This window comes from Streptomyces sp. NPDC052773 (assembly GCF_044547145.1).
GTDB lineage: Bacteria > Actinomycetota > Actinomycetes > Streptomycetales > Streptomycetaceae > Streptomyces.
Window position 1 is genome coordinate 269,381 of record NZ_JBITZX010000003.1, and the last position, 22,900, is coordinate 292,280.

21 protein-coding genes are annotated in these 22,900 nt (G+C 72.3%); 9 read left to right on the forward strand and 12 right to left on the reverse strand.

Annotated elements, in window-relative coordinates; translation table 11 throughout:
- Positions 1–14: 14 nt before the first annotated feature.
- The gene (locus ACIG0D_RS09175; RefSeq protein WP_399797588.1) at positions 15–524 is read left to right on the forward strand and encodes a hypothetical protein; all 510 of its coding nucleotides are present in this window, start codon (positions 15–17) and stop codon (positions 522–524) included.
- A 76-nt stretch (positions 525–600) separates the two neighbouring features.
- Complete coding sequence (purU, locus tag ACIG0D_RS09180; RefSeq protein WP_365759572.1) at positions 601–1,482, forward strand: formyltetrahydrofolate deformylase; 882 nt, start codon at positions 601–603, stop codon at positions 1,480–1,482.
- Positions 1,483–1,540: 58 nt separating this feature from the next.
- Here purU and ACIG0D_RS09185 read toward each other — a convergent pair whose 3' ends face one another.
- Both ACIG0D_RS09185 and ACIG0D_RS09190 read right to left on the reverse strand, forming a co-directional pair.
- A complete protein-coding gene (locus ACIG0D_RS09185; protein ID WP_399797591.1) occupies positions 1,541–2,779 on the reverse strand; it encodes a zf-HC2 domain-containing protein in 1,239 nt (412 codons plus the stop codon).
- A complete protein-coding gene (locus tag ACIG0D_RS09190; protein ID WP_399797594.1) occupies positions 2,776–3,345 on the reverse strand; it encodes a sigma-70 family RNA polymerase sigma factor in 570 nt (189 codons plus the stop codon). Before ACIG0D_RS09190 ends, ACIG0D_RS09185 begins: the two co-directional genes overlap by 4 nt.
- 357 nt (positions 3,346–3,702) lie before the next feature.
- On the opposite strand from ACIG0D_RS09190, the gene ACIG0D_RS09195 reads away from it, so the two are divergent.
- The 3 genes from ACIG0D_RS09195 to ACIG0D_RS09205 all read left to right on the forward strand — a co-directional run bounded on the left by ACIG0D_RS09195 (position 3,703) and on the right by ACIG0D_RS09205 (position 5,889).
- Positions 3,703–4,083: an STAS domain-containing protein gene (locus ACIG0D_RS09195; protein WP_365759578.1), complete on the forward strand. Its 381-nt coding sequence runs from the start codon at positions 3,703–3,705 to the stop codon at positions 4,081–4,083.
- Positions 4,084–4,229: 146 nt separating this feature from the next.
- Positions 4,230–4,742, forward strand: coding sequence for an EF-hand domain-containing protein (locus ACIG0D_RS09200; protein ID WP_399797599.1), 513 nt, complete (start codon positions 4,230–4,232; stop codon positions 4,740–4,742).
- Positions 4,743–5,415: 673 nt separating this feature from the next.
- On the forward strand, positions 5,416–5,889 hold the full coding sequence (locus tag ACIG0D_RS09205; RefSeq protein ID WP_399798178.1) for an ATP-binding protein: 474 nt from the start codon (positions 5,416–5,418) through the stop codon (positions 5,887–5,889).
- A gap of 1,777 nt (positions 5,890–7,666) precedes the next feature.
- Here the strand turns inward: ACIG0D_RS09205 and ACIG0D_RS09210 are convergent.
- The gene (locus tag ACIG0D_RS09210; RefSeq protein WP_399797601.1) at positions 7,667–8,809 is read right to left on the reverse strand and encodes a GlxA family transcriptional regulator; all 1,143 of its coding nucleotides are present in this window, start codon (positions 8,807–8,809) and stop codon (positions 7,667–7,669) included.
- Between the two features lie 71 nt (positions 8,810–8,880).
- On the opposite strand from ACIG0D_RS09210, the gene ACIG0D_RS09215 reads away from it, so the two are divergent.
- Entirely contained in the window at positions 8,881–10,206 is a 1,326-nt protein-coding gene (locus tag ACIG0D_RS09215; RefSeq protein ID WP_399797603.1) for an MFS transporter, read from the forward strand.
- A 113-nt stretch (positions 10,207–10,319) separates the two neighbouring features.
- Here the strand turns inward: ACIG0D_RS09215 and ACIG0D_RS09220 are convergent, their stop codons facing one another.
- Together ACIG0D_RS09220 and ACIG0D_RS09225 are read right to left on the reverse strand one after the other, a co-directional pair.
- Positions 10,320–11,582, reverse strand: a complete 1,263-nt coding sequence (locus ACIG0D_RS09220; RefSeq protein ID WP_399797606.1) for an LPXTG cell wall anchor domain-containing protein — start codon at positions 11,580–11,582, stop codon at positions 10,320–10,322.
- Between the two features lie 267 nt (positions 11,583–11,849).
- The gene (locus tag ACIG0D_RS09225; protein ID WP_399797609.1) at positions 11,850–13,163 is read right to left on the reverse strand and encodes an NAD(P)-binding domain-containing protein; all 1,314 of its coding nucleotides are present in this window, start codon (positions 13,161–13,163) and stop codon (positions 11,850–11,852) included.
- A gap of 261 nt (positions 13,164–13,424) precedes the next feature.
- Here ACIG0D_RS09225 and ACIG0D_RS09230 point away from each other — a divergent pair, with 261 nt between their 5' ends.
- Both ACIG0D_RS09230 and ACIG0D_RS09235 read left to right on the forward strand, forming a co-directional pair.
- A complete protein-coding gene (locus tag ACIG0D_RS09230) occupies positions 13,425–14,540 on the forward strand; it encodes an ADP-ribosylglycohydrolase family protein (protein ID WP_399797611.1) in 1,116 nt (371 codons plus the stop codon).
- A gap of 80 nt (positions 14,541–14,620) precedes the next feature.
- A complete protein-coding gene (locus ACIG0D_RS09235; RefSeq protein WP_399797613.1) occupies positions 14,621–15,121 on the forward strand; it encodes a DUF2165 domain-containing protein in 501 nt (166 codons plus the stop codon).
- On the opposite strand, the gene ACIG0D_RS09240 is transcribed toward ACIG0D_RS09235, so the two are convergent.
- Positions 15,091–15,897 (reverse strand): AraC family transcriptional regulator, encoded by an 807-nt coding sequence (locus ACIG0D_RS09240; RefSeq protein WP_399797616.1) that lies wholly within the window; start codon positions 15,895–15,897, stop codon positions 15,091–15,093. The two genes, ACIG0D_RS09235 and ACIG0D_RS09240, sit on opposite strands and share 31 nt — an antisense overlap.
- Positions 15,898–15,947: 50 nt before the next feature.
- Here ACIG0D_RS09240 and ACIG0D_RS09245 point away from each other — a divergent pair, with 50 nt between their 5' ends.
- On the forward strand, positions 15,948–16,388 hold the full coding sequence (locus ACIG0D_RS09245; RefSeq protein WP_399797619.1) for a DUF2000 family protein: 441 nt from the start codon (positions 15,948–15,950) through the stop codon (positions 16,386–16,388).
- A gap of 36 nt (positions 16,389–16,424) precedes the next feature.
- Here the strand turns inward: ACIG0D_RS09245 and ACIG0D_RS09250 are convergent, their stop codons facing one another.
- The 6 genes from ACIG0D_RS09250 to ACIG0D_RS09275 form a co-directional block, all read right to left on the reverse strand.
- The gene (locus ACIG0D_RS09250; protein WP_399797622.1) at positions 16,425–16,775 is read right to left on the reverse strand and encodes a hypothetical protein; all 351 of its coding nucleotides are present in this window, start codon (positions 16,773–16,775) and stop codon (positions 16,425–16,427) included.
- The gene (locus ACIG0D_RS09255) at positions 16,772–18,109 is read right to left on the reverse strand and encodes a hypothetical protein (protein WP_399797624.1); all 1,338 of its coding nucleotides are present in this window, start codon (positions 18,107–18,109) and stop codon (positions 16,772–16,774) included. The genes ACIG0D_RS09250 and ACIG0D_RS09255 overlap by 4 nt, the downstream gene beginning before the upstream one ends.
- A 6-nt stretch (positions 18,110–18,115) precedes the next feature.
- The gene (locus tag ACIG0D_RS09260) at positions 18,116–18,574 is read right to left on the reverse strand and encodes a hypothetical protein (RefSeq protein WP_399797627.1); all 459 of its coding nucleotides are present in this window, start codon (positions 18,572–18,574) and stop codon (positions 18,116–18,118) included.
- A 136-nt stretch (positions 18,575–18,710) separates the two neighbouring features.
- Positions 18,711–19,283 (reverse strand): hypothetical protein, encoded by a 573-nt coding sequence (locus ACIG0D_RS09265; RefSeq protein WP_399797629.1) that lies wholly within the window; start codon positions 19,281–19,283, stop codon positions 18,711–18,713.
- Positions 19,284–19,375: 92 nt separating this feature from the next.
- Entirely contained in the window at positions 19,376–21,964 is a 2,589-nt protein-coding gene (locus ACIG0D_RS09270) for a bifunctional FO biosynthesis protein CofGH (RefSeq protein ID WP_399797632.1), read from the reverse strand.
- Positions 21,965–21,988: 24 nt separating this feature from the next.
- A complete protein-coding gene (locus tag ACIG0D_RS09275) occupies positions 21,989–22,873 on the reverse strand; it encodes an LLM class F420-dependent oxidoreductase (protein WP_399797634.1) in 885 nt (294 codons plus the stop codon).
- Between the last annotated feature and the right edge of the window lie 27 nt (positions 22,874–22,900).

A 22,900-nucleotide genomic window follows, 5' to 3' on the forward strand; every position in this document is an offset into this window, starting at 1 on the left:
GGAACGTACGATCGATGACCGTGCAAGGTGTCCAAGGTTCGGAGAACTCTTCCCGTCGCGGCCGTCGCTCATCCACGATGGGTGGCATGCCACTGAACGACATGCCGTGGTGGCGCTGGCGCAGCAATGTGCGCTCCGCGCTGCACATGCTCTCCGACCCGGTGTTCCAGCGGGACGTCTGGCTGGCGGGTGTCGAGGGGTACGGAGACGTGACCGACGCCGTGTACCGGCTGGTCGAGGACACCTGGCTGGATCACTGGTCCGCGGAGAAGTACGTCGGCACGATCTTCCGGGACTCGCAGGAGGCCGCGCTGGTCGACACGGCGGTGCTGCGGGTGCTGCGGATCATGCACCAGGTGGGGCCGGACGCGCCGGTGGCCTCGTACATGGAGCACCCGGGGTGGCCGGAGGCGATGCGGGCGGCCCGGGACGCGCATGTGCGGATGGCGGTGAGCGACGGGGAGGACCCGGACGCGGCGCCCCGGACGCTGGAGGTGCTGCGCATTCTGACGCGCGCCGCCTGACGCCGGCCGTCCGGACCGTGGTCCGTCCAGCGGGACGATTGCCGGGACTCGAGTGCGTTGTGGGACCCTGTCCTGCATGAATGAGCAGTCCACCGGAGCCGCGGCCACCGCCGATCAGTACGTCCTCACTCTTTCCTGCCCGGACAAGCAGGGCATTGTGCACGCCGTGTCGAGCTACCTGTTCATGACCGGCTGCAACATCGTGGACAGTCAGCAGTTCGGTGACCAGGACACCGGCCTGTTCTTCATGCGGGTCCACTTCTCGGCGGAGGCGCCGGTGACGGTGGAGAAGCTGCGGGCCAGCTTCGCGGCCATCGGGGACTCCTTCCACATGGACTGGCAGATCCACCGGGCCGAGGAGAAGATGCGGGTTCTGCTGATGGTCAGCAAGTTCGGGCACTGCCTGAACGACCTGCTGTTCCGGGCGCGGATCGGGGCGCTGCCCGTGGAGATCGTGGGGGTGGTGTCGAACCACACGGACTTCGCGGAGCTGGTGGCGTCGTACGACATTCCGTTCCATCACATCCCCGTGACGAAGGACACCAAGCCGGAGGCTGAGGCCCGGCTGCTGGAGATCGTCCGGGAGGAGCGCGTGGAGCTGGTCGTGCTGGCCCGCTACATGCAGGTGCTCTCCGATGACCTGTGCAAGCAGCTGAGCGGCCGGATCATCAACATCCATCACTCGTTCCTGCCGAGCTTCAAGGGCGCGAAGCCGTATCACCAGGCGCATGCGCGTGGTGTGAAGCTGATCGGGGCCACCGCGCACTATGTGACCGCGGATCTCGACGAGGGGCCGATCATCGAGCAGGAGGTCGAGCGGGTCGGGCACGACGTCACGCCGGACCAGCTGGTCGCGATCGGGCGGGACGTGGAGTGCCAGGCGCTGGCACGGGCCGTGAAGTGGCATGCGGAGCGGCGGATTCTGCTGAACGGGCGGCGGACGGTCGTCTTCGCGTAGGTCTGTCGGGGCGGACGCCCGGACTGGACGCTGCGGGCGGACACCCCCGGCGCGTCCCCTACATGCGGCTCAGGGACGCCGTGGCGAACAGGACGTCCCTGATGGCCTCGCGGTCGCCGTCCTGGCCGGCCGCGGCTTCCTCGGGGGAGACGTGGCCGGCGGCGAGTCTGCAGAACTCGACGTCGTCGAGGGCGACGTGGGCCACCTCGTGGTCGGCCGAGGGGGTCGCGGCGGGAGAGTCGAGAGAGATCAGCCACTCGCCGCCGCCGGAGCCCTCGATCTCCAGGCGGAGGGTGCGGCCGGGGTCACCGGCGGCGACCAGGTGGCGGACGGGGGCGGCGAGGCCCGCGCGGCGGCGTTCGGCGAGGGCCTCGGGGAGCAGCCGGGCGGCCAGGTCGATCATGCGGTTGAGGTGGCGGCCGGAGGGCGCGTCGTAGGGGTAGTTCACGGCGTCCGCGATGTCCTCGGCGTGCGTCCAGCATGCGAAGGCGCGGTCGATCAAGGCGTCGTGCAGGGGCAGCGTGAAGTCGTGGTACGGCACCGGCATGCGGCCGGCGTTGCTGCCGGTGAAGGCCACGGTTCGTACCAGGGCGTGGCTCTGTTCGCGCCAGGGGGCGCGGATGGAGCGGGTCGGCGGGAAGTGCGAGGCGCGCCAGTAGGCCTCCGTGCGGGCCGCGGGGGTCGGGCTGCCGGACGTGATGTCACCGAGGGGGTCGTCGAGGCCCAGCGCGAGGGCGACGAGGCCGTCGACCGCGAGGAGGTGGGCGATGACGCCGGCGACCGTGGTGCGGCGGGTCGCGGGTTCCTTGCCGTCGTACCAGCGCAAGCGGACCGGTGCGTGCCATTCGGACTCGCCGAAGTCCTGGAGCAGCGCGTCGAGGCGGGCGGTCTCCGCGTCGTAGGCGGTGGCCCAGTCGGGGACCGGGATGCGCGGCGGCCGGCGGTCGAGGCAGGTCTCGAGGACGCGCGTGCGCAGGGACGGGTCCAGGTCGAGGGTTTCGGGCGGGTGGAGCAGGCCGACCGCCTCGCGCAGCCGGCGGGCCTCGTCGGCGCAGCTTCCGCAGGTGCCGAGGTGGTCCTCGACGGCAGCAGCCTCCTCCGGTGAGCAGGCGGACAGGGCCCAGGCGCCCAGCAGGGACTTCAGGACCGGGTGGGGCAGCCGGGGTGGGGTCATGACCGCGCGGAGGGTGTCGAGGGCGGGCAGGGGGTGGTCGCCGTCCTCGACGGAGACGCGGGGCGGCGGTATGCGGGGCGTGTGGTTCTCGTCGGGGTCGTCTTCGAAGTGGGGTTCGGTCATGCGATGCCCCCGTATCCGGGCGGTGCGCCGGTGTCGTGGGCGGTGGCGAGGAGTTGGAGGCCCAGGCGGAGGCGGCGGCGGGCCTCGTCCTCGGTGATGCCGAGGTCGGCCGCGGTCCGGTGGTAGTCGCGGCGCTGGAAGTAGGCGCGTTCCAGGGCGGAGCGCAGGGGTGCCGGCATGGACTGGACGATGTAGTCGGCGCGGGCGGCGACGGCGGCGTGGCGGACCTTGTGTTCCAGTTCCTCGGAGGTGCCGTGGCCGCTCTCGAGGGCTGCGGTCTCGGTGGCGCGCAGCCGCTGCACGGCGAGGCGGTGGGTGAGGGCGGCGACCCAGGAGCGCAGGGGGCCCTGTTTGGGGTCGTAGGCGTCGGGGTGCTGCCAGACGTGGGCGAAGACCTCGCGGGTGATGCCGTCGGCCGCGTGTTCGTCGCCGAGGACGCGGTGGGCGAGGCCGTGCACGAGGGTGGCGAAGCGGTCGTACAGCTCGCCGAGGGCCGCGGCCTCGCCGCGGGCGAGCCGTTGCTGCATCTTGCGGTCCCAGCGGGGTGGTGCGTCCTTCCTCGCCACAGGGCCCCCTCCCCTTGCGTCGGCACCGGGTCCGTTCCAGCGTGCGTCCACCGTCGTCCCGAATGTAGTCGGCACGTCTGACAGCGCACGCCCCTTTGTCGCAATGCGCGCCCCCGAGGGGCCGCGGATGATAACGGCGCTCTTTTCCTGGCGCGTACCCGTCCGTTCTGTGCTCAGACTTATTTGTGATCTGATCGAACAGGATCGAAGTGGACTGAAACAAGCCCTTTCCGATCGGTTTCCGTTTCCGGCGCGGTGTTTCAGGGAACGGCCGCTGGGCAGCCGCGCTGAAGAAAAGCGTAGGGGCTGCTTCCGTTTCCGGCCGGGGGTTCGGGGACGTTCCGGCGAACGAAGGGCTTGGTGGTGGCGTTCAATGTGACCGGCGGCGAGCGGGGCGAATGGGCCGTGCTCCATGTGTCGGGCGAGCTGGACCTGGTGACGTCGCCGGTGCTGCGTCAGAGGGTCCACGACGTGGTGGCCGAGGGCCGCCACCAGCTCGTCCTGGACCTCTCCGAGGTGTTCTTCTGCGACTCCAGCGGCGTCGGCGTGCTGATCGCCGCGCGTCGCCTGCTGCGCTCCTGCCAGGGCCGGCTCCGGCTCATACTCCCCGCGGAAGGCGCGGTCGACGGCTCCCATGTCAACCGCGTGCTGGGCGCGTTGGGAGTGCGCCGGCTGTTCGATGTGTACGGAGATCTCACGGAGGCCGTGACCGAGGGCACGGAACCGCTCTCCGCCTAGCCGCTCGCGATGCGTACGCCACGACGTCGTCCCGGAATTCCCGCAGTCCTGGTACAAGCGTCGTTTTCCCGCTGCCTCGGCGGCCGTCGCGTCGTACGCTCCGAGCGAGACGCACCCCCACGTGATGTAAGGCGGCCTGAGGAGACATGGTCAGCAGCGAGTACGAGCGCGGGATCGCGGCCCGGTTCGCCACCTTCGACCAGAACGGCAACGGATTCATCGACCGCGAGGACTTCAGCGGCGCGGCCAAGGCCGTGCTCGCGGAGTTCGGTACGGCGGCCCGGTCCGACAAGGGCCAGGCGCTGTACGTCGGCGCGGAGGCGTTCTGGCAGGGCATGGCGGGCATAGCGGACCGGGACGGCGACCAGCGCATCACGCGGGACGAGTTCGTGAACGGCGCGGTGAAGCGGCTGCGGGACAACCCGGACCGGTTCGCCGAGATCGCCCGGCCCTTCCTGCACGCCGCCCTCGCCGTCGCCGACGTGGACGGCGACGGCGCCGCGACCGTCGAGGAGATCGGGCGCGTGCTCACCGCGCTCGGCGTGCCCGAGGACCGGGCCCGCGCGGCAGCCGCCGCGCTCGACACCGACGGGGACGGCAAGGTCGGCGAGGCGGAGGTCGTGCCCGCCTTCGCGCGCTACTTCACCGTGCCCGAGTAGGCGTTCGCCCGCAGCGATGCCCAGCGGCGCCCAGCGATGCCCAGCGGCGCCCAGCGATGCCCAGCGGTGCCCAGCGGTGCCCAGCGGTGCCCAGCGGTGCCCAGCGGTCCCCATCGGCCCCTCACGTCCCCGACTGCCGCCGGAACGCGCCCCGTTGCGCGCTCAGCGTGGGGGATGGCGCACGGAGAGTGAGGGGGGTGCCGACCTGGCCAACCGGCTGTCCGGTGCGGGCCGGACCGCGCTGGGCTGGGGTGTCGTGAGAAGCGTGGAGGACGGGCCGCTTCCGCCTCCGGGAATGTCACGGATCGTGGCGCCTTAGGGTCACTCAGCGTTGACGTCGGGCCGTGTCCCGCGCGGCACTTGTCGCGTCCCGGGGTCGTGGGCCCCCTCCGGTACCTTGTGGGGGACGCGCCGCATTCCGGCTGTTCGACTCGGTGCGGCGAGGGTCGCACAGTATGCCGCACGGGTACTCCTTCGCGCGGGAATATGCCCGAAGCGCTTGTTGGGGTGACGGTACGTCAACGAAGCTGTCCTGCAAGGGATTCACGTTCCGTGACCCTTGCTCCTGGTCGTTGTTCTGGTCATGCAGAAAATGGCTACGATCGTGGCCCTCGTGAGGCGCGAGCCTCGGTGTCCATCGGTTCGGATGGTGTGAGCGGTGCAGGTGCTTCAAGTGCAGCTGGAGATCCGGCCCGACCCCGCTGAAGTGGGGCGGGCGCGGAGGTGGGCACGCGCGCGGCTCGCCGGGTCCGCGATAGCGGCCGACGAACCGCTGGCCGAGACCCTGATCCTTATCGTCTCCGAACTGGTCACCAACGCAGTGGTGCACACCGGCCGTCCGGCCGTGCTGCGGCTGTGCCTGCCCCAGGCTCCCGCCGAGGAGGCGACGGTCCGCCTGGAGGTCACCGACGGCAGCACCCGCGCACCGGTGCCGCGCTGGACCGACGGCGACGAGACCGGCGGCCGGGGCCTCGCGCTCGTCGACGGACTCGCCGACCGCTGGGGCTGGAACCGGGAGGGCGCCGGCAAGCGCATCTGGTGCGAACTGGACCGCCGTGACGCCTCTCACGCGGCCACGGGCGCCCGTCCGGAGGGCGGCGCGGCGGCGTACCAGGCGTGCGAGAAGCTGGCGTACGAAGCGGTGTGACGCCGCGGGGGCACGGGCGCACGGTGATCCGGCGGACCGTGTGGAGGGGTGGGGCGGTGCGCCGGGACGTGCTTCCGTGCGCGCCTCTACCAAAGCGGACGTTAGTAATAAATCCCCTAGTGGGTGTTGACGGCTCGTGTCCGTTTGATCACGCTTGTGTTCAGCGATTCGCCGCGAGGGGACGTCGAGGGCTCCGGTGCCGGAAGCCCTCGGCGAGTGTGGGTCGTGAACCGGCGTCGGTTTCCTCAGGGCCACGGGGAGCCGGTGGGGGGCCTCCGCTCAAGGGGAGAAGCCGAGAGCGGGGGAAGGTGCGCCGGGGCCGGATGGCGGCGCGGGGTGCCGTGCTCGGGGCGGGCGCGCTCGCGCCGCCAGCCGGACTTCAGCCACGATTTATTTGTCCACAGGCTGTGGACAACTTTTCGAGATCTCGGCTCTGGCCTCTTCCGGCTCGAACTGGGGTTCAGGTGCGGGGTGGTTGGCCGCGGTTATCCACAGGGGGCGGAAAACCGGTGGGGTGTTGTCGGTGCCGGGCCCTAGCGTCAGCCGCATGACCTATCGCGATCTCGCCACCCGGCCCGTGCTGACCTGGTCCCTCGTCGCCGTGGCCGCCCGGATGCCGGTGGCCATGGCCCCGCTCGCCGCGGTGTTCCTCGTCCGGGAACGACCCGGCGGATACGCGCTGGGCGCACTCCTCGCGGCGGCCTATGTGCTCGGCGAGATCGTCGGGGCGCCGCTGCTCGGCATGCGGTTACGGCCGAAGCGGGCCCGGCGGCAGATGAGCGCCGGGTTCCTCGCCGGCGCCGTCGGGTTCGCCGGGCTCGGGCTGATGCCGGGAGCGCACGCGGGGGTGCTGGCCGGATGCGCGTTTCTCGCCGGGGCAGCGCCCGCCGCCTCGGCCGGCGGACTGCGCTCCCTGCTGACGGGGCGGCTGGCCCCCCGGCACGCCGTCGCCCAGGCCCTGTCCCTCGAATCGATGCTCATGTCCGGGATCTGGGCGGTCGCCCCGGCCGCGGTCACCGGACTGGCGCTGGGCTGGGCACCCCGGGTGCCGCCGCTGCTCGCCGCCGTGCTGCTGGTGGCCGCGGCCGGTGGACTGTGGTTGCTGCCCGACGGCTGGGAGGCCGGCGAGACCACCACGCCGGGCCGGGCGATGCTGCGGCTGCTCGCCGGGGCATGGCCGGTGTACGTCACGGGCGCCGCCAGCATCGCCCTGCTGGCCCTCGCCGAACTCCTGCTGCCCGCCCTGCTCGAACACCGGGCGATCGGCGTCGGCTGGTCGGGGCCGCTGCTCAGCGGGTTCGCACTCGGCTCGGCGGTGGGCGCGTTCCTGTACGGCATACGGTCCTGGCCCGGGCGGCTGCGCACCCGCAGCGTGGTGCTGATGTGCGGGGTGTCGGGGTGCGCGGTGCTGATCGCGCTGATACCGAGCGCCGTGGGCATCGCGGTCGTGCTGGCCCTCGCGGGCGTCCTCCAGGCCGGCGCGGTCGTCACCCGGAACCTGGCCCTCCAGGAGAACCTGCCGGCGAGTGCGCTGGCCGCGGGCTACTCCGTGATGTACGCGGCGGCCTCCGCCGGATACGCCGTCACCGGCTCGGCGGCGGGCGCGCTGCTCAAGGTGACGACTCCGGACACCGCGATCTTGGCCGGGGTCGGGCTGACGGCGGTGCTGGTGGTGGTGGGTGCCTGGGGGGAGGGGCGGCTGGAGCGGCGTACGGTGGCGGAGCGGGGTGGGGCGGCGTATGGCGGGGGCGTGGGCGCCTCGGACAGTGATGGTCTGTCAGCTCCTGCCGACCCGGGCACTGTTGGTGACTCCGGTGCCGACCGTGCCTCCCCTGCCCCCGGCCGTCTCGGTCGCCGCGCGGAAGGTCCGGCGGTATGCGGTGGGGGTGACGCCCAGGGCGGCCTGTAGGTGCTGGCGCATGGACTGGGCGGTGCCGAAACCCGCGTCGCGGGCGACCTGGTCGACCGAGAGGTCGGTGGACTCCAGCAGGTACCGGGCGCGTTCGACGCGCTGCTGGGTGAGCCACTGGCCGGGGCTGACGCCGGTCTCCTCGCGGAAGCGGCGGGTGAAGGTGCGGACCGACATGGCCTCCTGCTCGGCCATGTCCCGCAGCTGGATCGGCTCGTGGAGGCGGCCGAGCGCCCACGCGCGGGCCGTGGTCGTGGTGGCCTGCTGCGGGTCGGGCACCGGGCGCTGGATGTACTGCGCCTGCCCGCCGTCGCGGTGCGGCGGGACGACCGTGCGCCGGGCCACGTCGTTGGCGACGGCCGTGCCGTGGTCGCGGCGCACGATGTGCAGGCACAGGTCGATGCCGGCCGCGACCCCGGCGGAGGTCAGCACGTCGCCGTCGTCGATGAACAGGACGTCCGCGTCGACCTTCACCTTGGGGAACATCCGCTGGAGGCGCTCGGCGTCGGCCCAGTGGGTGGTCGCCGGGCGGCCGTCGAGGTAGCCGGCGGCGGCCAGGACGTACACGCCGGTGCAGATGGAGGCGAGCCGGGTGCCGGGCCGGATGTGGGCGAGGGCGGCGGCCAACTCCTCGGTGAGCACGCCCTCTTCGTGGACCGGGCCGAGTTCGTACGACGCCGGGACGATCACGGTGTCGGCGGTGGCCAGCGCCTCCGGGCCGTGCGCGACGTGGATGGCGAAGTCCGCGTCCGTCTCCACCGGACCCGGCGGGCGCACCGAGCAGGTGACGACCTCGTAGAGGTGCCGCCCCCGGGTGTCCTTCGGGCGGCCGAAGATGCGGTGCGGGATGCCCAGCTCGAAGGGGAGCAGCCCGTCGAGGGCGAGGACGACGACGCGGTGCGGACGGAAGTCCGGGTCCCCGCCCGGCACACCGCTCGGGTCACGGCCCGGCACCCCGCTCCGGTCACGGCTCAGCACACCGCTCCGGTCACGGCTCGGCTCTCGGGTCATGGCCCGATCCTAGCGAATGCTGTCCCTCGGGCCACTCGTTCGCGGCGGGACCGGGCAGGAAGCTCTATGACGTGACCCAGACAACCGATGCGACCGCCGTCGCCCACGCCCGGAAGGGACCGCGTCCCGCCCGCACCCGCCGCCGTATCCACCGTGCCTGGTTCGTCGCCGCCGTCACCTTCGTGACGATCATCGGCGCCGCCGCCTTCCGCTCGCTGCCGGGTCTGCTCATCGACCCGCTGCACCAGGAGTACGGCTGGTCGCGCGGCACCATCGGCGCGGCCGTCTCCGTCAACCTCGCCCTCTATGGCCTCACAGCGCCGTTCGCGGCGGCCCTGATGGACCGCTTCGGCATCCGGCGGGTCGTCGCGTGCGCGCTCGTGGTGATCGCGCTGGGCTCGGGGCTCACCGTGTGGATGACGGCGGCCTGGCAGTTGCTGCTGTGCTGGGGTCTGCTGGTCGGCCTGGGCAGCGGCTCGATGGCGCTGGCGTTCGCCGCGACGGTCACCAACCGCTGGTTCACCGAGCGGCGCGGCCTGGTGACGGGCATCCTCACCGCCGCGTCCGCCTCCGGGCAGCTGATCTTCCTGCCGCTGCTGGCCCGGATCGTCGACAAGCACCAGTGGCGTCCGGCCGCCGTGACCGTCGCCCTCGCCGCCCTCGTCGTCGTCCCGTTCGTCTGGCTGCTGCTGCGCGACCACCCGGCCGACGTGGGCCTGAAGCCGTACGGCGCGAAGGAGTTCGTGCCCAAGCCCGCGCCGGTGCCGGGGGCCGCGCGCCGCGCGGTCACCGTGCTCTTCCGGGCGGCCCGGACCGGCCCGTTCTGGCTGCTGGCCGGCACCTTCGCGATCTGCGGGGCGTCCACCAACGGCCTGGTCCAGACCCACTTCGTGCCCGCCGCCCACGACCACGGCATGCCCGTCACCGCCGCCGCCTCGCTGCTCGCGGTCATCGGCGTCTTCGACGTGGTCGGCACGATCGCCTCGGGCTGGTTCACCGACCGCTTCGACGCGCGCCGGCTGCTCGCGGTCTACTACGCCCTGCGCGGTGTCTCGCTGCTCTTCCTGCCGATGCTGCTGGCCCCGTCCGTGCACCCGCCGATGATCTTCTTCATCGTCTTCTACGGCCTGGACTGGGTCGCCACCGTCCCGCCGACCGTCGCCCTGTGCCGGGAGCACTACGGCGAGGACAGCGCGATCGTGTTCGGCTGGGTGCTGGCCTCGCACCAGGTCGGTGCCGCCCTGGTCGCCTTCCTCGGCGGTGTCGCCCGGGACGTCTTCGGCAGCTACGACGTGGTCTGGTACGCGTCCGGCGCGCTGTGCGCGGCGGCTGCGCTGATGGCGCTGGTGATCCGGCGCCGGCCGGCCCAGGCCACCGCGTCACTCGCGGCGGCCTGAGCCGGGACCGCTCACTCGCGGCGGCCTGAGCCGGGACAGCGGAATCGCGGCGGCCTGAGCCGGACCGCGGGAATCGCGGCGGCCTGAGCCGGATTCCGGGAACGGGGCGGGTGTCAGGCGGACTCGGCGCCCGCCCGGCGGCGGCGTACGGCGAGGACCAGCAGTCCGCCGATCCCGGCCGCGGCGGCTGCTGCGCCCGCGAGGAGCGGGGTGCCGTCGGAGCCGGTGGCCGCCAGGTTGCCGCCCGTGGTGGCGCCGTTCGTGCCGGTCGTGCCGGAGGTTCCGGTGGCGCCCGCGGTCCCGGTGGCGGAGCCGCCGGTCCCCGTCGACCCGGTGGAGCCGGTCGTGCCCGTGCCGCCCGTGGACTGGCCGTCCGGTTCGTTGCCGCCCGAGGAACCGCTGGTCGAGCCGTTCGTGGAGCCGCCGGTGGAGCCCGAGCCGCCCGAGGTGCCGGAACCGTCGTCGCCGGTCACGTCGACGCGCAGGTAGGCGGTGTTGTTGGCGAGCTTCTCGTCGTACTCCGGCGTGATGTCGTAGACCGAACTGGCCCGCACCTCGCCCTTGGTGTCCTTCGCGCCCTCCTTCACCTTCAGCGTGAAGGACCAGGTGTGCGTCTCGTCGACGTCGAGGGAGGCGTCCTTCGGCCTGCACACGTACGCGGACTTGCCCGGCTTCGCGGGGCCGCTCGGGCCGTCGATGCCGAACGTCGAGCAGTCCGCGGGCACCTCGACGGCGGTCGTGCCCGCCGGGATCCGCACCACGAGGCCCGGCAGGTTGTCGCTCACCTGGTCCTGGACCCAGCCCGGGCCGTCGTTGCGCAGGGTGGCCCGCACGGTCACCGTCTCGCCCGGGGCGGCCTCGGCCCGGTCGCCGACCGCGACGACGTCGGCCGAGCTGTCGGCGGTCATCGCCAGGCGCTGGTAGGCCTGGTCGAAGCCGCCGCTCGGGGCCTCGCCGGTGCGGGAGGTGCCGTACTCGACGGCCTCCATCAGCGCGTGCGGCAGCGCCTTGAAACGGACGGGCGTGGTGAAGGTGGCGCCGGGCTGGATCACCGTGTCCAGCTCGCACAGCGCCGTGCGCACCCGCTGCTCGTCGGTGGTGTACGTGCAGCCCTTGACGGGCTCCGGGAAGTCCAGGCCGCGCGTCAGCCGGACCTGGAAGGAGACGCCGTCCGCGGGAGCCGTGCCGTGGTTGGTGAGGGTGACGGTGTCCTCGTACACGTCGCCGGGCTTGAAGGGCAGGCCGGACAGCGTCGAGACCGACAGGTCGGGCACGGCCTCCTCCGCGTGAGCCATGGGGGCGAGGACGGCGGGCACGGCGGCGGCGATCGCGACGGCGGTCGCGACGGCCGCGGCGCGGCGGGTGTGCTGACGCACGGGGTCTCCTTGGTGGGGCAGGAAGGACGGGACCGGACGGTTGGCCGTCCGGTCATGTACTGGACACCCGGGGGACCCCTGGGGTTGTACGGACGGCCGGGACGTACGCTCCCGCACCTGGACTCCCCGGCCCTGCGTCTCCTCGCCCGCGGCTGACCCGGTCACCGCCCCGGGTGGGTCAGCCGTGGGCGATGACGGGGCGGCAGCCGGCGAACTGACCGGGCGTCAGTGTGCTTGCCGCCCCGGCTCGTTCGCGTGGCGGGCCGCTCACTCCGGCAACCGCGCCACCCTCTCCCCGAACCCCCGGGCCACCGCCTTCGCGATCCGCTCCGCGTCGATCGCCAGCTCCCGGAGCATGCCGCTGATGGGATTGGTGAACCCGGTGAAGAACAGCCCGGGTGCCTGGCGCGGGGTGCGCGGCCCGTGGACGACCGGCCGTCCGCGCTCGTCGAGCACATCGAGGTGGCCGACCAGGCCCTCCAGCGCCCGGACGTACCCGGTGGCCGCGATCACCGCGTCCGGCTCGACGCGGTCCCCGTCGGCGAGGACGACCTTGTCGCCGTCGAAGGAGTCCACCGCGGCGACGATCTCGACCCGGCCCCGGCGGACCGCGTCGATGAGCCCGACGTCCTGGACGGGGATCGCGCCCGCGCGGGCCCGGCTGTAGAGGCCGGTGTCGGGGCGGGGCAGGCCGTACGCCGACAGGTCGGGCACGCTGAGCCGGGCCAGCGGCCGGGCCAGTGCGTCGACCAGGCGGACCGGGAGACGGCGGATCAGGATGCCGTTGTACTGGGCGGCCCAGCCTGCGGTGGAGCGGCGCACGATGTGCGGGGCGGTGCGCACGGCCAGCCGTACCCGCGCGGCCCCGCCCTCGACCAGGTCGACGGCGATCTCGGCGCCGGTGTTGCCGACGCCGACGACGAGGACGTCACGGCCGGCGTAGGGCGCGGGGTCGCGGTAGTCGCGGGCGTGGCGGAAGTCGCCGGTGTAATCGGCGAGGCCGGGCCAGTCCGGGACGCGCGGGGTGTGGTTGTGGCCGGTGGCGACGACGACCGCGGCGCCGGTCAGCTGCCGGCCGCCGGTGGCGTGCAGCAGCCAGCCGGTGCCGTCGGGGGAGCGTTCGATCCTGGAGACCTCGACGCCGGTGACGACGTCCAGCCGGTGGTGCTCGGCGTACTTCTCCAGGTACCGCACCACGTTGTCGCGGGAGACCCAGCGGCCGAAGCGGCGTGGCATCGGGAGTCCGGGCAGGCTGGACAGGCGGCGGGTGGTGTGGAGCCGGAGCCGGTCGTAGTGGCGCCGCCAGGAGGCGCCGACGCGGTCGGACTTCTCCAGCACCACGGCCTGTATGCCCCGCGCGCGCAGCGCGTACGCGGCGGCCAGGCCTCCGGGTCCGCCACCGATGACGTAGACCGGGCGGCGCTCGGGAGCCGGGTGCGGCGGGGAGGGCTGCCGCGGGGAGGTGTGCGGCGGGGGGTTGTGCGCCGGGGTGCCGCGCGTGGTGGTGTCGGGCGCCGGGGTGCCGGGCGCCGGGGTGCCGGGCGCCGGGGTGCCGGGCGCCGAGGGGGTGGGGTCGGGCATGTGGGGGAGCGTAATCACATGTCCGGTTGATGGGTCTCGGTCAAGACCGGAATTGGTTGCGGATCGATCACGGATGAGGGGGGATGGTGGAGTTACGGCGCGGCTTCATCGGCTTCCCGCCTGCACCTCGGCACGCGTGCGTCTACGTCTGCGATGCCACCCGGTACGGCTGAAAGCCGCCGAATCACGTCCTGAACCGACCGTTCCCGTTCGATTACAGTGCAGGCGTCGTACGAGCGGACGGTTCTCCGGGAGGTCTAGGTGGGTACGACAGCCGGGCCCGTCTGGGGGCGGGCCGAGCAGCAGGACTTCCGGAGCAGGGTGCGGGGCACGCTGCTGGGCGTTGCCGTCGGGGACGCGCTGGGCGCCCCGGTCGACGGGCTCGGGATCGAGGAGATACGGGAGGCCTACGGGCCGGAAGGCATCGTGGATCTCGCGCCCGCGTACGGGCGGCGCGGCGCCGTCACGCATCTCACCCAGCTCACCCTGTTCAGCGTGGACGGGCTGATACGCGCCCAGGTCCGCCGCGACACGGGCGCCTGGCACCCGCCGACCGATCTGCACCGGGCGTATCTGCGCTGGGCGGCCACGCAGCGGGACTGGGGGCCGGACGAGCGGCGCGAGGACGACGGCTGGCTGGCCCGCGAGGAGTGGCTGTACGCCCGCCGCGGCCCGACCCGCTCCCTGCTGATCGGGTTCGGGGACGCCACGATGGGCACCCTGGAGGCGCCCAAGAATCCCGGTGAGGCCGGACCCGAGGCAGCCGCCCGTTCCGCACCGTTCGGACTGCTCGTCGGCTGGGAGCCGCAGCTGGTGATCCAGCTCGCGGTGGAGTGCGCGGCGCAGAGCCACGGCCATCCCACCGCCTACCTCGCCGCCGGCGCGTACGCCGTCGTCGTCCACGGGCTGGCCCGCGGCGACAGCCTGGACGGTGCCGTGCAACGGGCGCTGGCGATGCTCGCGGCGCGGCCGGGGCACGAACCGGTGTCGGTCGCGTTGCAGCAGGCACTGGGAGCCGTACGGCAGGGGATACCGACGCCCGGGAGGGTGGAGGAACTGGCCGGGGACGGCGCGGCCGAGGGTGTCGTGTCCGCCGCCGTCTACTGCTCCCTCGTCGGCGAGGACGTACGGCACGGTCTGCGCCTCGCCGCGAACCACGGCGGCCCCTCCGCCGCCACCGCCGCCCTCGCCGGCGGCCTCCTCGGCGCCCTCCACGGGGAGACGGCGCTCCCCCCGGCCTGGATCGCCGAGATCGAGGGCCGCCCGACGATCCTCGAACTCGCCGACGACTTCGCCATGGAGATGACCCAGGGACCGGCGCTGCACAGCCCGGCGGGCGCCTCGCCCGCGTGGCTGGTCCGGTATCCGAGGGCGTGATCGGGCCTCAAGTCGGGCCTGCCCCGGTGTTTGACTCATTCCCGGTGGACCACGTCGGAGCGCCGGGCAAGATGGGCGCCATGTCCACCACAACCTCACGCGGCCCTCTCTCCCTCGCCGCCACCCTGCTCACCGGAACCGTCGCGCTGTACATGGCGCTGGTCGCCTTCGGGAACATCACGGACTTCGGGACCAACCAGGCGTTCGTCCAGCATGTGCTCGCCATGGACACGACGTTCAAGGACGAGGACCTGATGTGGCGGGCCATCACCAGCGAAGGGCTCCAGAACGCGGCGTACGTCGCGATCATCGTCTGGGAGACGCTGTCCGCGCTGGTGCTGATCGCCGGAACCTGGTTCTGGGCCCGCGGGCGGCAGCCTCAGGGGAAGCGCCTGTCCACCTACGGGCTGCTGATGGTCATGCTGCTGTTCGGGGTCGGGTTCATCGGGATCGGCGGCGAGTGGTTCGCCATGTGGCAGTCCGGGGACTGGAACGGCCTCGACGCCGCCACCCGGATCTTCCTCCTCAGCGGCGTGGTCCTCGTCGTCAATCACCTGCCGGGGGCGGGACGGGACGCGTAGCGCCCCGGTGTCGTGCCCACCAGGCGCTTGAAGTGACGGGTCAGATGGGCCTGGTCGTGGAAGCCGACCTCGGTCGCCACCTCCGCCGGGCGGCGCCCGTCCAGCAGCAGGCGCCGGGCGCGCTCGACACGGCGGGCCGTCAGGTACTGGTGGGGCGCGATGCCGTACGCCGAGCTGAACGAGCGGACGAGGTGCGCGGGATGGGCGTGGACCAGCTCCGCCGCCTCGTTCAGGGTCACCCCGGTGCGCAGGCGGTCGTCCAGGAGGTCGCGGAGGTCGTGGGCCACGCCCCGGGCCGGCGGCGGGGTGTCCTTCGCCAGGCGGGGGCGGAGGGCGCCGCGCAGGCGCTCGGTGATCAGCGTCAGCCGGCTCTCCGCCTCCAGTTCCTCCCCGGGGTGCGCGAGCGCCGCGTGCAACTGGGCCACCCGTCGGCGCAGCAGCGGATCGGCCATGTCCGGGGCGTCCGCCGCCGGGCCGATGAAGGTCTCGTCCAGCTGGGTCAGGTCCAGGTAGAGCACCCGCTTGCGGAAGCCGTGCGCGGTGGCGGGCTCGCCGTTGTGCGGGACCTGGGGCGGCAGCAGGGAGACCGTGTCGTGCGGGGTGCCGTGCTCGCGGCGGTTCAGGTCGTAGCGCACCGCGCCGTCGTCGACGATCAGCAGCGTCCACACGTCGTGGACGTGCATGGGGTAGGCGTGCTCGGTGAAGTGGGCGTGGAAGACCTCCACGACGCCCGGTACGCGCGGGCGCCACGCCGTGATCTCCGGCCGTCCGACCATGCAAGGAACGTACAAGACCGCCGCGCGGCGCGGGCGGCAGGCTCAAGGGCATGAGCACCGAGAGCACCGAGAGCACGCCCGTACGTTTCGACACCAAGATCGCCGTCCTGCTGCGTGACGACCTCGCCCCCTGGCAGCGGCTCAACGTGACCGCGTTCCTGGTCAGCGGGCTCGGCACGGAGATCCCCGAGGTGATCGGCGAGCCGTACGCCGACGCCGACGGCACCCCGTACCTGCCGATGTTCCGCCAGCCCGTGCTGGTGCTGGAGGGGCCGAAGGAAGTCCTGACCGCCGCCCACGGCCGGGCCCTCTCCCGCGCGCTGCCCCGCGCCGTCTTCACCTCCGACCTCTTCACCACCGGCAACGACCGCGACAACCGCGCCGCCGTGCGGGCCGTCCCGAAGGACCAGCTGGACCTGGTGGGCCTCGCCGTGTACGGGCCGCGCAACGCCGTGGACAAGGTGCTCAAGGGGGCGCGGATGCATCCTTGAGGCTCACGTCTCCTCGGCTCGGCAGCGCGACGGACGTCAGAGCTGGGGGGCCAGCACGGTGAGTCGCAGCAGAGCGGCGACGGCCAGCACCACGGGGATGCCGTACCACCATCTCCGCAGCCACTCGGCCTTGACGAAAACCCAGATCAGCATGGCCATCACCACGCAGAAGGCCAAGCCGATACCGGCCGCGAACCTGGAGTTGGTGACAGCCTGGGAGTCCCACGGGCCATCTGGCTCCACCACGTAGGCCGTGAGCACGACATAGCCCGTCACCAGCGTCGCCAGAGCGAGAACCACCGCGCACACGCCGGTTCCGAACCAGTCGGAGAACTTCGACGGCCGGCCCTCGCGGACGTCGGCCGTCGCCTTGCTGCCCGGGCTCACTTCAGCGCCTCCTTCGCCTGGTCCAGCCTCCGGTCGAAGCCCCGGCCGTATCCCTGGGCGCCCGGGTCCTCGTAGTAGGGGCCGCCGTTGTAGCGGGCGGCCAGCTCCTGCATCTGCGCGCGGGTCATCTGCTCCGGCGGTACGTGCGCGAAGCCGCTCTCCGCCTTGAGCTGGGCGAGGTACTCGGAGGCGATGAAGATGTTCTGGGCCGGATCCTTGATGGCGTCCACTACGATGCTCCGCTGCATCTCGGTGAGGTTGTGCGGGTCGTAACCGAGAACCTCGGCGGCACGGCGCACCTGGATGGACAGCGGGCCCATCGAGGTACGGTCGGGATCCTCCCTTCCGGGAATGATCTTGCGTCCCTCGTACGCGGCGTCGTCGAGCCAGCCGGGGTCGCCCTCGACCTCCTGCCAGGCGATGCCGGCGACCATCTCGGGCGGCAGCCCTGCGTCGTGCGCGGCGGCCTTGATGATCGCCTTGTTGGCAGAGATGTACTGCCGACGGCTGTCGTCCGAATCGGACCACAGCCAGTAGTTGTTCCCTTCCGCCTCCGGAAGGCTGTCGATGCGGGTCTGGATCCGTGACAGAGTCTCGTTGATGACGACCTTCGGGCCCGTGGTGGGGATGTCGTCGACCTTCGGGCCGGCTCCCGGAAGCTGGGCGTAGGGGTTGGAGCCTGCCTGGTGGGCCTCGGTCCGCAGCGGCGCCAGGTTCTTCAGGAACTGCCCTGGGTCGGCCAGGGGGCTCTGGAAGTCGGGAAGAGACCGGTAGGCCGACTTGATGTCGGCGACGCACTTCTCGCGCGCCTCGGACTCCACGCGCAGGGCGTCCGCGTAGTGGCCCTTGGTCTGGTCGTAGTAACGCTCGGCGTCCTCGCGGATCGCGTCGATGTCGACACCCAGCTCCGCGAACCAGTCCAGGACGCCGGTGGTGCCCCGAAGATCCTCCCACTGCCGCAGAGGTTCCGCGGCCCGCGCGGTCGGCGTGATGGCGGTCGCCTCTCTGGAGATCACCTCAGACAGTTTGCCCTCGGTGGCCTTGCCGCTCCTGTAGTGGCTTTTGGCCGTGGTGACCGCGTCCGCGTACGACGTCAGGGCGTTTCCCACCCTGCGGAAGGCATCCGACAGCGCGTCGGCGATCTCCTTGGCCTCACGGAGCCGCTTGACGTACAGATCACGTGCCTCGCTCTGCCAGTCGACCCCGACCGCCTTGCGGAAGGCGTCGTCGGTGGTTCCGATCAGCTTGTGCAGACGCGTGAACTCCGAGGCGCTGAGCGCGATCAGCGCGGGGTTGGCGTCCTCCAGGAACTCCACATCCTTGCGGTAGGCCACAGCGGGTCACCGGTCCCCGGCTTCTATGAAACGCCCGGACGTCAGGACGGAGTCCAGCTTCCCGCGGACATCGTCGTCGTACCGCGCGTACGTTCCGTTCGCCGACCTCAGCTTGCCGGCCAGTGCCGCCAGGAGTACGACCGTGTCGGTGTACTGGTCCTTGGCGTACCGGGCGAACGTCTCGACGTTCGAGGACACGTCGGGGTGCGACCGGGGAGCACGGCACATCGTCGCGTTTTCGCCGTCCATGCGGCCTTCATAGAGGACACCGGCGATCTCGACGAGCAGGTGTGAACTACCGTCGATGGAGGCCGCGTTCGCGGCGAAGCCGTCTCCTGAGCCGCCCGGACCCGTGACCGGTCCGCCCTTCTCGGCGGGCAGCTGGTTCAACTGCATCTGCTGCGACTGCTGTTGCCGCGCGAGGGCATCAGCCTTGAGCTGCGCCCACTCCTCATCCCACGACACCGTGTCCGTCCCCCGTCCGGCTGCCGAGTTCCATGAAGCGTACGAGTACGCCGACAGCCAGTTTGCCACGGAAGCACCCAAGTTGATCAACCGCAGACCGTGACGCACGCCCTGGCGGAGAAGGAGGCCTGCCGGGCTACTTCACCACCCGCACTGTCGTCCCCGTCGTCGCGAACGCCCACAGTGCCGTGCCGTCCGGTTTCTTCGTGCGGATGCCGCCGGTCTGGGTGCCGGAGGCGGCGGGGGGTGGGGAGGAGCCGTCGACCGCGTGGGAGAAGGCGATGTTCACGCCGGACTTGGCGGCGAAGTAGACGATGTGCTGGATGCGGACGCCGTCGGAGCCGGTGGTGACGGGCTCGGAGCGGGTGCCGACCGTGTAGGTGCCCGGGTCGGGGTCGACCGTGCCCGGCCAGACGGGGAACGTGCGGCGGGGGCTGTCGCTCGCGTCGATCAGCCAGACCCGGTCCTGGGAGAGGGAGTAGACGATACGGCGGCCGGTGCCGGAGTCGTCGGGTACGGCGGTGGGGGCCGTCGCCGTGGGTTTGGGCTTCGCGGTCGCCGTGGCCGACGGGGTCGGGGTCTTCGCCGTGGCGACCGGGCGGGTGCCGTCGGTGGCCTGGACCGCGAGGACGGCGACCACCGCTATCGCCCCGGTGGTCAGACCGGTCACCCAGGCCCACGAGGGAAGCCGGCGGGCAGGCACGGGCACGCAACTCCTCAGCAAATCCGGCCCCGGTGCCGGGCTACACCGGGGGTCGGATCATCCTACTGCGGGGCCGTGAACGGCCTGTCCGCCGCCCGCTATCGGTCCAGCACCGGCAGCAGCTCCGGAAGGTGGCCGTCCGAGGCCTCCGCCGCGCGCCGGCGCTCCTCCGGGACCTCGCCGTACAGCGTGGTGCGCGGCTTCGCCGGGCGGCCGGCCGCCTCCGCGACCGCGATCAGCTCCTTGACCGACTTGTAGGAGCCGTAGGAGGAGCCCGCCATCCGGGAGATCGTCTCCTCCATCAGCGTGCCGCCCAGGTCGTTCGCGCCCGAGCGCAGCATCTCCGCCGCACCCTCCGTGCCCAGCTTCACCCAGCTCGTCTGGATGTTGGGGATCCAGGGGTGCAGCAGCAGCCGCGCCATCGCCGTCACCGCGCGGTTGTCGCGCATCGTCGGGCCGGGGCGCGCGATGCCCGCCAGATAGACGGGGGCGTTGGTGTGGATGAAGGGGAGCGTCACGAACTCCGTGAAGCCGCCGGTGCGTTGCTGGATCCCGGCGAGCGTGCGGAAGTGGCCCAGCCAGTGGCGGGGCTGGTCGACGTGGCCGTACATCATCGTCGAGGAGGAGCGGATGCCCAGTTCGTGGGCGGTGGTGACGACCTCGATCCACGTCGCCGTCGGCAGCTTGCCCTTGGTCAGCACCCAGCGGACCTCGTCGTCCAGGATCTCCGCCGCCGTGCCCGGGATGGAGTCGAGGCCGGCCTCCTTGGCCGCGCTCAGCCACTCGCGGATCGACATGCCCGTGCGGGTGGCACCGTTCACCACCTCCATCGGGGAGAAGGCGTGCACGTGCATGCCCGGGACCCGTTCCTTGACCGCCCTCGCGATGTCGAAGTACGCCGTGCCCGGCAGGTCCGGGTGGATGCCGCCCTGCATGCAGACCTCCACCGCGCCCACCTCCCACGCCTGCTGGGCGCGGTCGGCGACCTGGTCCAGGGAGAGGGTGTAGGCGTCGGCGTCCGTCCTGCGCTGGGCGAACGCGCAGAAGCGGCAGCCCGTGTAGCAGACGTTGGTGAAGTTGATGTTCCGCGTGACGATGTACGTCACGTCGTCCCCGACCGCCGACTTGCGCACGTCGTCCGCGACCCGGCACAGCGCGTCCAGCGCCGGGCCGTCCGCGTGGAGCAGGGCCAGCGCCTCGGCGTCGGTCAGCTTCGTCGGGTCGTCGGCCGCGACCCGCAGCGCCTGGCGTACGTCGGTGTCGATGCGCTCCGGGGCCATCCCGGGGGCCGCCGCCTCGCGCAGCGCCTCCCAGTCGCCGTACACCACGTCGAAGTCGTCGCGGCGGTCCGACGTACGGCCCTCGGTGTCGATCGAGTGGTGCAGGTCGGTGCGGCCCGTCGCGGTGAAGACCTCCTCCGGCTCCTGCCAGGGCCTGCCCTCCACCACGGCGTCCTCGCGGGCCAGGCCGGTCTCCGGGTCGGCGAGCGCGCTGACGTGCGGCAGCAGGCGCGGGTCCAGCCAGGGCTCGCCGCGCCGGACGAACTCCGGGTAGACGCAGAGGCGTTCGCGCAGTTCGAAGCCGGCCGCGCGGGAGTGCTCCGCCAGCCGCTCGATCTGCGGCCAGGGGCGTTCGGGGTTGACGTGGTCGATGGTGAGCGGGGACACCCCGCCCCAGTCGTCGATGCCCGCGCCGATCAGCCGCTCGTACTCGCCGTCGACCAGGTTCGGCGGGGCCTGGAGGCAGGCGCTCGGGCCCATGATGTGGCGGGCGACGGCGACCGTGGCGACGAGGTCGTCGAGTTCCGCGTCCGGCATGCCGCGCATCGCGGTGTCCGGCTTGGCGCGGAAGTTCTGGATGATCAGTTCCTGGATGCCGTGGTACGACCGGGCCACCCGGCGCAGCGCGAACAGGGACTCCGCCCGCTCCTCGTACGTCTCGCCGATGCCGATCAGCAGTCCGGAGGTGAAGGGGACCGAGGAACGGCCCGCGTCCTCCAGGACCCGCAGGCGGACGGCGGGTTCCTTGTCGGGGGAGCCGTAGTGCGGGCCGCCCGGCTCGGACCACAGCCGCTGCGCGGTCGTCTCCAGCATCATGCCCATGGAGGGCGCCACGGGCTTCAGCCGCTGGAAGTCCGTCCAGCTCATGACGCCGGGGTTGAGGTGGGGCAGCAGGCCCGTCTCCTCCAGGATGCGGATGGAGACGGCGCGGACGTAGGCGATCGTGTCGTCGTAGCCGTGCGCGTCCAGCCATTCGCGGGCCTCGGGCCAGCGGTCCTCCGGCTTGTCGCCGAGGGTGATCAGGGCTTCCTTGCAGCCGAGGGCGGCGCCCTTGCGGGCGATGTCCAGGACCTCGTCGGGGGACATGAACATCCCGTGCCCGGCGCGGCGCAGCTTGCCGGGGACGGTGGCGAACGTGCAGTAGTGGCACTTGTCCCGGCACAGCCGGGTCAGCGGGATGAAGACGCTCTTGGAGTAGGTGATGACGCCGGGGCGGCCCGCCGCCTCCAGGCCCGCGTCGCGTACGCGGGCGGCCGAGGCGGCCAGGTCCTGAAGGTGCTCGCCGCGGGCCTGGAGCAGAACCGCCGCCTCGGAGACGTCCAGGGCGACGCCGTCCCGGGCGCGTTTGAGGGCGCGGCGCATGGAGTTCTCGGTGGGGCCGGTTCCGGAGGACGCGGAAGTCGTCATCCTTCGAGCATACGATCGGGAAGATCAGCTCTCGGCCGGGCCGCCGGGCCCGTCGGCGGGAACGGCGAGATACGGCTCGAAACTGTCCAGCGCCCGCAGTACGTCCGCCTCTCCCGCCGGCGGCAGCTGCACCACGACCTCCTCGATGCCCAGGTCGGCGTAGTGCGCGAGCTTGCCCGGGGTCGGGTGGACGGCGTACGGGACGACCTGGAGCGCGGCCGGGTCGCGGCCGGCGTCGGCCCAGGCGGCGCGCAGCGCGGGCAGGGAGGTGGACAGGCCACGGCCGCCGATGGGCAGCCAGCCGTCGGCGTATTCGCAGATGTGAGCGAAGAGTTTCGGCCCGGCGGCACCGCCGATGAGGGTGCGCGGGCCGACGACCGGGCCGCGCGGCTTCCGCACCGGCTTGGGGTGCGCGAGGCTGGCCCGGACCGACCCGAACTCGCCCTCGTACGCCGTCGGTTCCTCGGACCACAGGGCCCGCATCAGCGCCATCCGGTCCCGGACCAGCTCCCGGCGGGTGCGCCACTCCACGCCGTGGTCGGCGGCCTCCTCCACGTTCCAGCCGTAGCCGAGACCGAGGGTGAACCGGCCTCCGGAGAGGTGGTCCACGGTGGCGATCTGCTTGGCCAGATCGATCGGGTCGTGCTGGGCGACGAGCGTGATGCCCGTGCCGAGGCCGAGCCGTTCGGTGACGGCGGCGGCCTGGCCGAGCGCGACGAACGGGTCGAGGGTGCGGCCGTACTCGCGCGGCAGGTCGCCGCCCGGCGGGTACGGCGTGGTCCGCTCGACGGGGATGTGGGTGTGCTCGGGGAGATAGAGCCCGGCGAAGCCGCGCTGCTCCAGCTCACGCGCGAGCCGGGTCGGGGTGATGGTCTCGTCGGTGAGGAAGATGGTCACGGCGATGCGCATGAACCATCTCTACCGGGGGCGCCCCCT

Bases quoted from the DNA above. Each gene is read 5' to 3' on its own strand.
- ACIG0D_RS09175 (WP_399797588.1), top strand. From the start codon at position 15: ATGACCGTGCAAGGTGTCCAAGGTTCGGAGAACTCTTCCCGTCGCGGC.
- purU (WP_365759572.1), top strand. From the start codon at position 601: ATGAATGAGCAGTCCACCGGAGCCGCGGCCACCGCCGATCAGTACGTC.
- ACIG0D_RS09185 (WP_399797591.1), bottom strand. From the start codon at position 2,779: ATGACCGAACCCCACTTCGAAGACGACCCCGACGAGAACCACACGCCC.
- ACIG0D_RS09200 (WP_399797599.1), top strand. From the start codon at position 4,230: ATGGTCAGCAGCGAGTACGAGCGCGGGATCGCGGCCCGGTTCGCCACC.
- ACIG0D_RS09210 (WP_399797601.1), bottom strand. From the start codon at position 8,809: ATGACCCGAGAGCCGAGCCGTGACCGGAGCGGTGTGCTGAGCCGTGAC.
- ACIG0D_RS09225 (WP_399797609.1), bottom strand. From the start codon at position 13,163: ATGCCCGACCCCACCCCCTCGGCGCCCGGCACCCCGGCGCCCGGCACC.
- ACIG0D_RS09235 (WP_399797613.1), top strand. From the start codon at position 14,621: ATGTCCACCACAACCTCACGCGGCCCTCTCTCCCTCGCCGCCACCCTG.
- ACIG0D_RS09240 (WP_399797616.1), bottom strand. From the start codon at position 15,897: ATGGTCGGACGGCCGGAGATCACGGCGTGGCGCCCGCGCGTACCGGGC.
- ACIG0D_RS09245 (WP_399797619.1), top strand. From the start codon at position 15,948: ATGAGCACCGAGAGCACCGAGAGCACGCCCGTACGTTTCGACACCAAG.
- ACIG0D_RS09270 (WP_399797632.1), bottom strand. From the start codon at position 21,964: ATGACGACTTCCGCGTCCTCCGGAACCGGCCCCACCGAGAACTCCATG.
- ACIG0D_RS09275 (WP_399797634.1), bottom strand. From the start codon at position 22,873: ATGCGCATCGCCGTGACCATCTTCCTCACCGACGAGACCATCACCCCG.